The organism is Paraburkholderia sp. BL18I3N2 (genome assembly GCF_003001875.1).
Taxonomy (GTDB): Bacteria; Pseudomonadota; Gammaproteobacteria; order Burkholderiales; family Burkholderiaceae; genus Paraburkholderia; species Paraburkholderia phytofirmans.
The window spans coordinates 846,303-859,098 of record NZ_PVNC01000001.1 but is presented as its reverse complement, the minus strand read 5'-3'; the positions used below and the strand labels follow the sequence as shown (position 1 = coordinate 859,098).

At 63.6% G+C, this 12,796-nt stretch carries 13 protein-coding genes; 7 read left to right on the top strand and 6 right to left on the bottom strand.

What is annotated here, in order from left to right:
* The first annotated feature begins 263 nt into the window (after positions 1 to 263).
* From B0G75_RS03935 to B0G75_RS03905, 7 genes are read left to right on the top strand one after another with little or no spacing between them, the layout of a single operon-like run.
* Positions 264 to 1,355, top strand: a complete 1,092-nt coding sequence (locus B0G75_RS03935) for an ABC transporter ATP-binding protein (RefSeq protein WP_106300790.1) — start codon at positions 264 to 266, stop codon at positions 1,353 to 1,355.
* Positions 1,348 to 2,262: an ABC transporter permease gene (locus B0G75_RS03930; protein WP_106300788.1), complete on the top strand. Its 915-nt coding sequence runs from the start codon at positions 1,348 to 1,350 to the stop codon at positions 2,260 to 2,262. Before B0G75_RS03935 ends, B0G75_RS03930 begins: the two co-directional genes overlap by 8 nt.
* A gap of 39 nt (positions 2,263 to 2,301) precedes the next feature.
* Positions 2,302 to 3,096, top strand: a complete 795-nt coding sequence (locus B0G75_RS03925) for an ABC transporter permease (protein ID WP_106300786.1) — start codon at positions 2,302 to 2,304, stop codon at positions 3,094 to 3,096.
* Complete coding sequence (locus tag B0G75_RS03920) at positions 3,096 to 3,482, top strand: (2Fe-2S)-binding protein (protein ID WP_258194215.1); 387 nt, start codon at positions 3,096 to 3,098, stop codon at positions 3,480 to 3,482. Before B0G75_RS03925 ends, B0G75_RS03920 begins: the two co-directional genes overlap by 1 nt.
* Positions 3,479 to 4,912 (top strand): NAD(P)/FAD-dependent oxidoreductase, encoded by a 1,434-nt coding sequence (locus B0G75_RS03915; protein ID WP_106300782.1) that lies wholly within the window; start codon positions 3,479 to 3,481, stop codon positions 4,910 to 4,912. The genes B0G75_RS03920 and B0G75_RS03915 overlap by 4 nt, the downstream gene beginning before the upstream one ends.
* On the top strand, positions 4,905 to 6,032 hold the full coding sequence (locus tag B0G75_RS03910) for an FAD-binding oxidoreductase (RefSeq protein ID WP_106301870.1): 1,128 nt from the start codon (positions 4,905 to 4,907) through the stop codon (positions 6,030 to 6,032). The genes B0G75_RS03915 and B0G75_RS03910 overlap by 8 nt, the downstream gene beginning before the upstream one ends.
* Before the next feature lie 31 nt (positions 6,033 to 6,063).
* Positions 6,064 to 7,110, top strand: coding sequence for an ABC transporter substrate-binding protein (locus B0G75_RS03905; RefSeq protein WP_106300780.1), 1,047 nt, complete (start codon positions 6,064 to 6,066; stop codon positions 7,108 to 7,110).
* Between the two features lie 86 nt (positions 7,111 to 7,196).
* Here B0G75_RS03905 and B0G75_RS03900 read toward each other — a convergent pair whose 3' ends face one another.
* The 6 genes from B0G75_RS03900 to B0G75_RS03875 all read right to left on the bottom strand — a co-directional run bounded on the left by B0G75_RS03900 (position 7,197) and on the right by B0G75_RS03875 (position 12,734).
* Complete coding sequence (locus B0G75_RS03900) at positions 7,197 to 7,496, bottom strand: hypothetical protein (protein ID WP_106300778.1); 300 nt, start codon at positions 7,494 to 7,496, stop codon at positions 7,197 to 7,199.
* 67 nt (positions 7,497 to 7,563) lie between these two features.
* A complete protein-coding gene (gene panE / locus B0G75_RS03895) occupies positions 7,564 to 8,499 on the bottom strand; it encodes a 2-dehydropantoate 2-reductase (RefSeq protein WP_106300776.1) in 936 nt (311 codons plus the stop codon).
* Positions 8,500 to 8,706: 207 nt separating this feature from the next.
* Positions 8,707 to 9,672 (bottom strand): nucleoside hydrolase, encoded by a 966-nt coding sequence (locus B0G75_RS03890; RefSeq protein WP_106300774.1) that lies wholly within the window; start codon positions 9,670 to 9,672, stop codon positions 8,707 to 8,709.
* Complete coding sequence (locus tag B0G75_RS03885) at positions 9,669 to 10,058, bottom strand: cytidine deaminase (protein ID WP_012426313.1); 390 nt, start codon at positions 10,056 to 10,058, stop codon at positions 9,669 to 9,671. Before B0G75_RS03885 ends, B0G75_RS03890 begins: the two co-directional genes overlap by 4 nt.
* Positions 10,059 to 10,073: 15 nt before the next feature.
* Positions 10,074 to 11,351 (bottom strand): NupC/NupG family nucleoside CNT transporter, encoded by a 1,278-nt coding sequence (locus tag B0G75_RS03880; RefSeq protein WP_106300772.1) that lies wholly within the window; start codon positions 11,349 to 11,351, stop codon positions 10,074 to 10,076.
* A 195-nt stretch (positions 11,352 to 11,546) separates the two neighbouring features.
* Positions 11,547 to 12,734, bottom strand: coding sequence for a thiolase family protein (locus B0G75_RS03875; RefSeq protein WP_106300770.1), 1,188 nt, complete (start codon positions 12,732 to 12,734; stop codon positions 11,547 to 11,549).
* Between the last annotated feature and the right edge of the window lie 62 nt (positions 12,735 to 12,796).

Genomic DNA, 12,796 nt, shown 5'->3' with positions numbered 1-12,796 from the left:
AAAGCGTTATATCCGTCAGTGGAATCAGGGCGGCGTTCCCGATCAGCAACGTTGCGTCAATGATTCATAGGGATTTTCCGGAGACTATACAGCGGAACACCTGCCATCGTTTTAACGGATACATTCCATTTATCGGAATTTTTTCCAATCTTATACCGTTAAACGGAATTTGAAATTGACTGACGGTAATTTGGCTAGCTAGAGTCGGCGTCATCGAGGCAGTAGTCGGTTGAACCGGTGTCGAACCATCCAAAGGCCAGATCATGTCGTTCCTCACACTCACGGACGTAACGAAATCGTTCGGCGATCTGCAGGCAGTCGCCGACGTGAACCTGTCGGTGGAAAAAGGCGAGTTCGTTTCGTTGCTCGGGCCGTCCGGCTGCGGCAAGACCACCACCTTGCAGATGATCGCGGGCTTCGTCGAGACGACGCGCGGACGCATCACGCTCGACGGCCGCGACATCACGCACATGAAACCGAACAAGCGCGGCTTGGGCATCGTGTTCCAGAGCTACGCGCTGTTTCCGCACATGAGCGTCGCCGACAACGTCGGCTTCGGGCTGGAGATGCGCAATATCGACAAGGCCGAGCGCAAGGAGCGTATTCGCGAAGCGCTGTCGCTGGTGCGCCTCGATGCGCTCGCGCATCGCTTTCCGCGTGAACTCTCCGGCGGTCAGCGTCAACGGGTGGCGATTGCCCGCGCCATCGTGATCGCGCCGCCGGTGCTGCTGCTCGACGAACCGATGTCGAATCTCGACGCCAAATTGCGCGAAGACATGCAGTTCGAACTGCGCGGCATTCAACGCAAGATCGGCACGACCACCATCATGGTGACGCACGATCAATCCGAAGCGCTGTCGATCAGCGATCGCGTAGTGGTGATGGAAGCCGGCCGCATCACGCAGATCGACACGCCGTACGAAGCGTACGAGCGCCCGGAAAATCGCTTCGTCTCGCAGTTCATCGGCAAGGCCAACATGCTGCCGGGCACCGTGGTGGCGCGCGACGGCGACGCGATCCGCATCGACCTCGGCCACGATCTCGCGGAAACGGGACACACGGCGCAATTGCCGGCGCGCGAGCGCGTGGTCGGCGTCGGTGACGCCGTGACTTTGTGCATCCGTCCGGAAAAACTGCGTCTGTGCCCACCGAACGCGGGACGTGTGCCGGCCACCGTGACGAGCCGCTTCTTCCTCGGCAGCCAATGGCTGTACCGATTGGACAGCCGCCTTGGCGAAGTGCTGGTGTGCTGTCAGAACGAAGGCACGGAACCGCTGGCCGAAGGTGCGAGCGTCGGCGTCGACTGGAACAGCGAGGCGATCCGCTTCATTCAACGGGACGCGCATCATGGCTAGTACGCTCCCCGCCGCCGACAATCCCGACATGAAATCCGGTAACGTCCGCCGCGCGCCCTGGCATGCGTTTTTGCCGCTCTGGCTGATGTGCGCGCCGGCCTTTCTCCTGTTCGTGGCACTCGTGCTGGTGCCGCTTCTGATGACGCTGGTGCTGACCTTCTATCGCTTCGATCCGGCCAGCGGGCCGATCGCCGCGTTCCAGTTCGGCAATTACGCGGAAGTGCTGAGCTCGTCGTACTACCACACCATCTTTTTGCGCACCTTCGGCATTGCGTTTCTGGTGACGCTGCTGTGCATCGTGATCGGCACGCCGGAAGCGTATGTGCTCTCTCGAATGCGCGATCCGTACCGCTCGATGTTCCTGCTGATGATTCTCGCTCCGCTGCTGGTGTCGGTGGTGGTGCGGGCGTTCGGCTGGAGCATGCTGCTCAACACCAACGGCCTCGTGAACCAGGCATTCGGTCTGGCCGGACTCGGGCCGTACAAGCTCGAGTACACCACCTTCGCGATCGTCATCGCACTTGTGCACGTGATGCTGCCGTTCATGGTGATTCCAGTGTGGACCGCGTTGCAGAAGCTCGACCCGCAAACGGAAAATGCCGCGCTGTCGCTGATGGCGTCGCCGGCCACCACGCTGCGCCGCATCGTCCTGCCGCAACTGACGCCTGGCATTCTGTCGGGCAGCCTCATGGTGTTCGGCTTGTCGGCGAGCGCGTTTGCGATTCCAGGCCTGCTCGGCGGACGGCGCCTGAAAGTCGCCGCCACCGCCGTCTACGACGAGTTCCTCGGCTCGCTGAACTGGCCGCTCGGCGCGACCATCGCGCTTCTGCTGCTGGTCGCGAATCTGATCGTGATGCTCACGTACTACCGGGTTCTGGAACGTAAGTACACCAGAAGCCTCGGTTAATTTTTCGGCCCTCTCGTCGGCACATTCAGTGAAATCATCATGAGAAAGAACGGCCCCATCGCGCTGATTTTCCACTCGCTCGTGATTGCGTTCGTGCTCGCGCCGCTCGTGATCGTCGTGCTGGTCGCCTTCACGCCCGACGAAACGCTCACGCTACCCACGCACGGCGTCTCATTGCGCTGGTTTCGCGCGATCCTCAATTACCCGGATTTCATCGGCGCGTTTTTCAACAGCCTGAAGCTGGCGTTCGCTTCGGCGACGCTGTCGCTGATCGTGGCGCTGCCCGCCGCGCTCGCGATCGGCCGCGCGCGTTTTCCGGGGCGCAGCTTTCTTAATGGCCTGTTGCTGTCGCCGCTCGTGATTCCCGGCCTCGTACTCGGCATTGCGCTGCTGCGCTTCTTCGCGCTGATCGGCGCGACCGGCTCGTTCGCGTGGCTCGTGCTCGCGCACATGATCATCATCACGCCGTTCGTGATGCGGCTCGTGCTGGCTTCCGTGAGCGGCCTCGACCGCAGCGTCGAGCATGCCGCGCACTCGCTCGGCGCCGATCCGTGGACCACGTTTCGCCGCATCACCTTTCCGATGATTCTGCCGGGCATTACCGGCGGCTGGCTGCTGGCCTTCATCAACAGCTTCGACGAATTGACGATGTCGATCTTCGTCACCTCGCCGCAAACCGTCACGCTGCCGGTGCGCATGTACATGTACGCCACCGAATCGATCGATCCGATGATGGCGTCCGTCTCCGCGCTGGTGATCTTCATCACCGGTGGCGCGATGCTGCTGCTCGACCGCGTGTATGGCCTGAACCGCATTCTGATCGGCCAGCACTGATGTCTTCTTCCGACCACGCTCTCATGCCGTCCACGTTGCCGTCCACCCGAATCGCCGCATCGCAGTTCATCCGTTTGGCGGAAACGCGACGCGAACCGCTGCACTTCTTTATCGATGGCCAGCAAGTCGCAGCGCTGCAAGGCGATACGCTGCTGACCGCCGTGCTGATGCAGCAACGCCGCCTGCGCGAAAGCGAATTCAGCGGCGCGCCGCGGGCGGGCTTCTGCCTGATCGGCGCATGCCAGGACTGCTGGATGCGCACCGAAGACGGCAAACGCGTGCGCGCGTGCTCGACGCTCGTGACCGAAGGCATGCGCGTGCTCACTCGGCTCGCCACTGTAGAAACCAGTGCCGGCGCCGCGCATGAAACCGGAGACGCCCGATGAGCGACGAACGCCGCATCGTAATCGTCGGCGCCGGGCCGGCGGGCGTACGCGCCGCCGAGACGCTGGTAGCGGCTGGCGTGAAGCCGATCGTGATCGATGAAAACGCGCGCTGGGGCGGTCAGATTTATCGACAACCGCCGGCGAACGGCGGCTTCGAGCGCTCGAAAAAAACGCTCTACGGTTTCGAAGCGCACAAGGCCGAAGCCTTGCATTCGACCATGGCCGCGCTTCTGCCTCATCTCGACTATCGTCCCGACACGCTCGCGTGGGCCTGTGAAGCCGGTCGCCTGGATACCTTGCACGCGGGACGCGAGCTGCGCGTGCCGTTCTCGCATCTGATCATCGCCAGCGGCGCGACTGACCGCGTGCTGCCGGTGCCGGGCTGGACTCTCCCCGGCGTCTACACGCTCGGCGCGGCCCAGGTCGCGCTGAAGGCGCAAGGCTGCGCGATCGGCCGACGCGTCGTGCTGGCCGGCACCGGACCACTGTTATATCTCGTGGCGTATCAGTACGTGAAAGCCGGCGCGCAAGTCGTGGCCGTACTCGACACGAATCCGCTCTCGCAGCAGATCGCCGCGGCGCCGAAACTCGCGCGCCTGCCGTCCACTTTCGCTAAAGGTCTGTACTACGTCGGCTGGCTGAAAACGCATGGCGTGCGGATCGAGCGTGATGTGACGCTGGTGGGCATTCGCGGCGTGGATGGCGTGCAAGCGCTCGAATGGCGCCCTTCGCGTGAAGGCTCGCCGACCGAAACCATTGCATGCGACGCGGTCGGCGTGAGCTTCGGCCTGAAACCCGAAACGCAACTCGCCGATCTCGCGGGCTGCCGCTTCCGTTTCGACGCGACCAACCGATGCTGGCTGCCTGAAGTGGACCCGGCGGGACGCAGTTCCGTGCGCGGCCTCTATCTTGCCGGCGACGGCGCCGGCATCGCCGGTGCGGACGCCGCCGAACTGGCCGGCCGCCGCGCCGCGCTCGCCTTGCTCGACGACATCGGCATGGCGCATCCGCGTGGTCCGGGCATGCCCGACGCTGCATCGATCGAGCGTAGTCTGAAACGTATCGCAGTGTTTCGCGAAGGCATCGAAATGGCCTTCGCGCCGCCGGCCAACTGCGCGGCGCAATGGCCCGACGACATGACCGTGTGCCGCTGCGAAGAGATCGACGCGGGTACGTTGCGGCGCTGCATTCGCGGCGGCGAAGCGAATGAGATCAACCGGCTGAAGGCGCTCACGCGGGTCGGCATGGGCCGCTGCCAGGGACGCATGTGCGGCGAAGCCGCGCTGACCCTGCTCGCCGAGGAAACCGGCAAGCCGCTCGACGCGGTCGGCCGTTTGCGCAGCCAGCCGCCCGTCAAACCGATTCCGCTCGCGCCGGAAATGTATGCCGACGACGTCGCCGAAATTCCCGCGGAGGCGCGCGATGAGTAACACGCTGCATTACGACGTCGCGATTGCGGGCGGCGGCCTGGTCGGTTCATCGGCTGCATTGGCGCTCGCGAAGCGCGGCTTGCGCGTCGGCCTGTTCGAGCGGCGCTATTGCGGCGCGCAGGCGAGCGGCGTGAACTACGGCGGCGTGCGCTGTCAGGGGCGACCGGTCGAACAGATGCCGCTCGCCATCCGCGCACGGCGCATCTGGGACCGCTTGCCGGAGTTGATCGGCATCGACGGCGAGTTCACGGTGTCGGGACATTTGCGCCTCGCGCGCAGCGAAAGCGATCTCGCCGCGCTGCAGACGTGGGCCGACATGGCGCGCGATTATGGACTGCACGCGCAACTGGTCAGCGGCGCGGCGTTCCGCCAGCGGTACCCGTGGCTCGGGCCGGCGGCCGTGGGCGGCTCGCTGTGTGCGACCGACGGTCATGCGAACCCGCGGCTAGTGTCGCCCGCCTTCGCGCGCGCAGCGCAGGCCGCCGGTGCGGATGTGCGCGAGCAAACCGAACTCACCGACATTCATCACGACGGCACGCGCTTTCAACTGCGCGCCGGCGACACGCGCATCAGCGCCGACTGGCTTATCAATTCGGCGGGCGCGTGGGCGAATACGGTGGCGGGTTACTTCGGCGAAACCGCGCCGATGAAGCCGATCTACCCGAACATGTGGGTCACCGAACCGCTGCCGCCTTTCATCACGCACAACCTGGGCGTGTATGGCGGCGGCATCTACGCCCGGCAAGTGGCGCGCGGCAATTGCGTGATCGGCGGTGGACGCGGACATGGCGACGGCGAATACGGCCAGCCGTCGACGGACACCACGCGCGCCGTGATGCGCGACGCGTGCGCGCTGCTGCCCGCGTTGCGCGAGGCGTTGCTGATCCGCACGTGGAGCGGCGTGGAAGGCGAAACGCCGGACAGCAATCCGATCATCGGTGCGAGCCGTACCGTGCCGCGTCTGTTGCATGCATTCGGTTTCTCAGGCGGCGGCTTCCTGCTCGCGCCGGGCGTCGGCGAAGTACTCGCCGATCTCGTCGTCGACGGCGCCACCGCCACGCCACTCGACGCTTTTTCGATTGGCCGTTTTGCTGCTGTCGCGACCTCGCCGGTCGCTTAAGTTTTCGTATAGTGAACCTCAGGAGCCCTCAATGAAACTGTTCAAGACGCTCGCGGCGCTGGCCGCATTGTGTGCATTCGGCGCGGCCGCGCCGGCCTGGTCGCAAACCAAGACGATCTACATCGGCATGAACGGCGGCCCGATGGAGAAGGCCTATACGAGCCAGGTGCTGCCCGACTTCGAGAAAGCCAACAATGTGAAGGTGGTCGTGGTGCCGGGCACGTCGTCGGACATTCTCGCCAAGCTGCTCGCCAACAAGGCCAGCCCGCAGATTCACGTGGTGTTTCTCGACGACGGCGTAATGGCGCGCGCGGTCAGCATGGGCGTGTGCAAGAAGCTCGACGACGCGCCCGTGCTCAAGGAACTCTATCCGTTCGCGCGCATGAAGGACGACATGGGCGCGGGCGTGCAACTCGGCATGACCGGCATTGCCTACAACAAGAAACTGTTCACTGAAAAAGGCTGGGCGCCGCCGACCTCGTGGATGGATTTCGCCGATCCGAAATATAAGGGCAAGGTGGTGTTCCAGTCGGCGTCGAGCAGCACTTTCGGCCTGCACGGCTTTCTCGCCATCAACCGTTTGATGGGCGGCAGCGAGCAGAACGTGGAGCCGGGCTTCACGAAATGGGCGAGCACGGTTGGACCGAACGTGGTCGAGTACGTGCCGAATTCGGCGAAGATTTCCGAAATGGTCCAGACCGGCGAAGCGGGCCTGTTCCCGTTGACGCCGACCGCCGTGGGCGATCTGGCGGACAAGGGCATTCCGGTCGGGTATGTGAATCCGAAGGAAGGTCCGGTGCTGCTGCTGGTCGACCTGTGCGTGGTCAACAACAACCCCGATCCGCAACTGGCGCAGAAGCTCGCGCAATTCCTGCTGTCCGCGCCGGCGCAGACCAAAGCCGCGGAAGCCGGCCGTCAGATTCCCACTAACCGTCTCGCGAAGATGACACCGCCGATGCAGCAGAGCCTCGGCAACGTCGAGGATCTGGTGCGCAAGGTGACGGTGGTGGATTGGGACACGATCAACGCGCACCGCGCGCAGTGGGATACGCGCTGGAACCGGCAAATCGAGCGCTAAGCGCTGACTGATTGCGCATCAACGAAAACGCGCGCCTTGCAACTGTGCAAGGCGCGCGTTTTTGATGCGTGAGCGTGGGTGTCGTTCTAGAAAATCACCGACATCGCCACCGCAAGCCAGATCCCCGCCACGCCGACAAGAAACAGATGCCGCGCAATGCGAATCCGGCTATCGCTGCCTTCGGGTTCGACAGGACTCGTGGCGACCCACGGCACGAGCCCGAGGCAGCCGAAACCGATCAGCGCGGACACGAGCACGAAGACGTCGGCGACTCGCCACTGTGTCGGCTCATACAAACCCCAGTAGCCGAGAAAGACGATACCGATCGAGAAGATCGTGGCCGAAGCGGCACTGAGTGCGGGCACTGATCCGATGGGACTCGGCATGCTTCACCTCTGAACGTTAGGCTGTTCGCCATGCCCGCGAAGTCCCGATTCGTGCCCGTGGCATCGCTCAGGACGTGCGGGCCTGCCTCGCTTCGTACGTCTTCAGATGACTATAGGCGATACGCAGCAACGACAAACCGTGCTCGCCCTTTTGCGCATCGCCGCCGCGCGAAATCAGATCGCCGAGAATATGATCCGCCTCGGTATGCGAGTGGTTTTCCACATCCCGCAACATGGACGCGGTGAGCGGCGAAGGCGTGAAGAGCGTTTGCGTAGCGCGTGCGTCGAAGTCCGGGCCCATGGTGAAGCCGTTGTGCTCGGCCACGGCGCGGCACTCGCCCAGCAGATTCTCGATCACGCGCTTGCCGTCCGGCGCAGCCAGAATATCGCCGACCGAACCGCGCATCAAGCACGTGCCGGCCGCCAATGTGGCCAGGAAGACCCACTTCTCCCACATGCGCAGCAAGATGTTGTCGCTGATCACGGCGTCGAAATTCGCGCCGCCCATGGCTTCGGCGATTGCCTGAACACGTTCCGACGCGCCGCCGGCCTGTTCGCCGAAAGTGATCGCGTGCGTGTCGTTCAAATGCACGATATGCTGCTCGGCGTTGAGCGTGGCGGCGATTACGCATTGGCCGCCCAGCACGCGCGCGGCGCCGAACTTTTCGTTGAGCACCTCGATATGGCGCATGCCGTTGAGCATCGGCAGAATCAGCGTCGATTCGCCGACGAGCGGCGCAAAGGAGTCGATGGCGTCGTCGAGACTGAAGGCTTTGCAGCTCAGCAGCACCAGACCGAAGGGCTCGGCGCTGACGCCGGCGAGAATTGTTTGCGGATCGGGCAGCTTGAGATCGCCGCGCACGCTGCTGATGACAAGCCCGTCACGCTTGAGCTTTTCCGCCCGGCCGGGACGCACGAGGAAGGTCACGTCCTGGCCCGCCGCTGCGAGACGCCCGCCGAAATAGCCGCCTACGGCGCCCGCCCCTACTACTAGAATTCGCATCTTTGGCCTCTTGAGAGATTTCGATCACGCGCTTGCGTCCACGAGCCGGGGTTTCAGGGGGCGCGAATGCAGTGCGTGTGCAGAATGTAGCAAAGATTGAAGATCGGCACCGGCCAGGATTGCCGTGAACCGGCGTGTTGCATTGCACAGCGGCTTACCTCTGGTCAAATCAGGCAATGCCGCGAATGCGTCAGGTAAGCGTCTCTTTCACAGCGTGCCGCAAACGGTGCGCTCGTATAGCGCCAGCATACCCGGCACATCCACCTCGATACACACCTGGCAGTCGGGCCGGCTATCCCAGGCCGGCGCGGGCACAGGCATGGTCGATGGCTTCTGGATGGTCTGGCCCACCGCGATGCCGTCCGTCAATACACGCACGGGGCCACTGCGCGTTGTATAGAGATGCGGCGCCAGCACATAGGCCACCGCCGACGAATCATGCACATAGATGCCCGCCAGCTGCGCGCTTTGCTCGTGAAACGCCTCGTAGTGCCGCGACACTTCCCATACGAACTGACCGGCCGCGCCGCCGCGCTCGCGCAGCGAAGCCAGATACTCGCGGCTCATGATGGTGGGCTGCGTGACGTCCAGCCCGACGATCGCGACCGGCCACGCCGTGCCGAACACGATGTCGGCGGCGTGCGGGTCCGCCAGGATATTGGCCTCGGCCGCGGGCGTGACGTTGCCGAGGACGCCGTTCGTGCCGAACGCGCCGCCCATGATCACCACCTGTTTGACGAGGGCGGCGATCTGCGGATCGTCGGCGAGCGCGAGCGCAAGGTTCGTGAGCGGGCCCACGGCGAGCAGCGTCACTTCGCCGGGATGCGCGCGCACCGTGTCGATGATAAAGCGGTGCGCGGGACGTGCATCGAGCGGGGCCTCGTCCGTTGTATCCAACACGATATTGCCGAGCCCGTTGTCGCCGTGAATCCATGCGAGCGGCTCGGGCGCGCTGCGCTTGAGCGGCGCCGCCGCGCCTTGCGCGACCGGCACGCCGGCGGCGAACCGTCCGGCGAGAAAGCGCGCGTTGCGCGTGGTCGCTTCGATCGGGGCGTTGCCGAATACGCTCGTCAGACCGAGCAGTTCGATATCCGGATGCAACGCCTGAAACACGAGCGCCATTGCATCGTCCACGCCCGGGTCGGTGTCGTAGATGACCTTGTGCTTGCTCATAGATAGAACGCGTCCGGCAATTGTTCGCGTGCGGTGGTGTCGCGCGTGGCGCCATGCAGGTTGCCGAGGCGAATCGGCAGTTCAGGGCCGCCCAGTTCGATGATCACCTGGCGGCATGCGCCGCACGGCGCGATCGGACCGTCCGTATCGCCGATCACCGCGAGCGCGGCGAACTGGTCACGCTGATAACCCGCCGCAATGGCGCTGAAAAACGCGGTACGTTCCGCGCAATTGCACAAACCATACGAGGCGTTCTCGACGTTGCAGCCGTCGAACACCTGGCCGTCTTTGGTCAGCAACGCCGCGCCGACCTTGAATTTCGAATAAGGCGCATAGGCCTTTTCTCGCGCGACGCCCGCGCGTTCCAACAGTTGTTCCATATTCATCCAGCAATCCTCGATTCAATTCAGCGTAATGAACATGCCCGCAATCGTGGCGCTCATCAGGTTCGAGAGCGTCGCGGCGAGCACGACACGCAGGCCGTAACGCGCGACTTCGGCACGGCGTCCCGGCGCGACGGCGCTAAAGCCGCCCGTCAGCACCGCGATCGACGAGAAGTTTGCGAAGCCGCACAACGCAAACGACAGGATAGCAATGGTACGCGGATCGAGCGCCGCCAGACCGGCGGCGGTCACGCTCGCGGCGTCTTTCAGATACGGCGACAGCGACGCATAAGCGACGAACTCGTTGAGAATGACTTTCTGGCCGAGGAAATTGCCGGCGATCGTGGCCTCGTTCCAGGGTACGCCGATCAGATAGGCGAGCGGCGCGAATATCACGCCGAGCACCGATTGCATCGACAGTTGCGGATGACCGAACCAGCCGCCCACGCCGCCGACAATTCCATTGAGCAACGCAATCAGCCCGACGAACGCGATCAGCATCGCACCGACCATCACGGCGATTTTGAGGCCGACAGTCGCGCCGGAACTCGCGGCTTCGATGATATTGGCGGGACGCTTCTCGTCGAAGTTGAGGTTCTCCAGATGCACACGGCTCGGTTCGGTGGAAGGGTGAATGATCTTCGCGAACAGCAAGCCGCCCGGCACCGCCATGAACGACGCCGCCAGCAGATACTCGATGCGCACGCCGAGGCCCGCATAACCCGCCAGCACCGAACCGGCGACAGCCGCCATGCCGCTCGACATCACCGCGAACAATTCGGCACCAGTCATCTCGGCCGTGAACGGTTTGACGACAGCGGGCATTTCGCTCTGGCCGAGAAAAATCGTAGTGACCGCGGAAAACGATTCGATCTTCGACACGCCGAGCAGCTTCTGAAATACCGTGCCGAGCACGATCACGATCCAGCGCATCACGCCGAGGTAGTACAGCACGGAGATCAACGCCGTGACGAAGATGATGGCCGGCAGCACGCGCACGGCGAATACGAAACCACCGTCGCCGAAGACCTGAAACATCTTCGCTTGCACGAGTCCGCCGAACAGGAATTCGATGCCCGCGTTGCCGTAGCCGAGCACATGATTGACGCCGGCCGCTGCGCCCGAGAGGATCGACTTGCCGAAGGGCACGAACAGAATGAATGCGCCGATGCCTATTTGCACCAGCAACGCGCTGATTACAGTCCGTAAGCGGATAGCGCGCCGATTGCTGGAAAAGATAAAAGCGATGAGCAGCAGTACCGCAATGCCGAGGAGGTTTCTAACGATCAGTGCCATGTCTCGTGGTGTTCTTGTGAAAGTGGCAGTGATGCTAAACGAAACCGATGCCGGAATAAAATCTTTAAATATGGGCCGGCACTCTAGTACCCACGAATGCACCACGGTTGATGCATCGCGCATTTCAGGCATCGCAGCGAGGTGCATCGACATGTATTGCGCACGCCGACGCACCCTGCCGCTATCGGTTCAGACTCACAGCATTTCCAATGCCAACGCGATGCCCTGACCGCCGCCAATGCACAACGTCACGATGCCGCGTTTGAGTCCATCGCGCTGCATCGAATGAAGCAGGCGCGTGGTCAGCACGGCGCCCGTCGCGCCGATCGGATGACCATGCGCAATCGCGCCGCCTTGCACGTTGATCAGTTCGTCCGCAATGCCGAGTTTGCGCGCGACCGCGATCGGCACGGCGGCAAACGCTTCGTTGATTTCGAAGCGCTCGACATCGTGCAGTTGCCAACCGGCTCGCGCCAATGCCATCTGCACCGCCGGAACGGGACCGAGGCCGAACATGCCGGGTTCGACCGCGGCGACGCCATAAGACACGAGGCGCGCGAGCGGCGCGATCCCGCGTGCTTCTGCGAAACCGCGCTCGGCCACCAGCATCGCGGCCGCTCCGCTGTTCAATCCGGGCGCGTTGCCCGCAGTAATGGTGCCGTCGGGGCGAAATGCCGGACGCAGTTTCGCGAGCGTTTCCACCGTGGTGTCGGGACGCGGCTGTTCATCGCGCGTGAAATGCTGCGGGCCTTTGCGCCCGGCTATTTCCACGCCAACCAGTTCGGCGTCGAAATCGCCGCGCGCCTGGGCTTCGCTGAAGCGCTGCTGCGAACGCGCGGCCCAACGGTCCTGAGTTTCACGCGTGATATCGAATTGCGCAACGAGGTCTTCCGTATGCCACCCGGAATGCTCGCCGGAAAACGCGTCGTTCAGGCCGTCGCGCAGCAGGCTGTCGTGGATTTGCGCGTTGCCCATGCGATAGCCCCAGCGGCCGCCGTCGAGCAGATACGGCGCGCGGTCCATGTTTTCCATGCCGCCGGCCACGGCCGCGTCGCCGAGACCCAGCAAAATTTCCTGAGCCGCCGATGCGATCGCTTGCGCGCCCGAACCGCACACGCGATTGACCGTCAATGCCGGCACGGCCACCGGCACACCGCCGCCGATCGACGCCTGGCGCGCCGGATTCATCTTGTTGCCGGCCTGAATTACATTGCCCATCACGACCGATGCCAACTCGGCCGCGTCGAGCCCGCTGCGGCGCAACGTCTCACGCACGGCGACCGCGCCGAGCCCGGTTGCGGGCACGTCCTTCAACGCCCCGCCGAATGCGCCGATCGGCGTTCTCACCGGATTGCAGATCACTACTTCTCGTTGATTCGCCATCGTTTCTCTCCAGTTGGTTCAATACCACATTGGCCACGCCCGTGCATCAGTCGATCACCCGA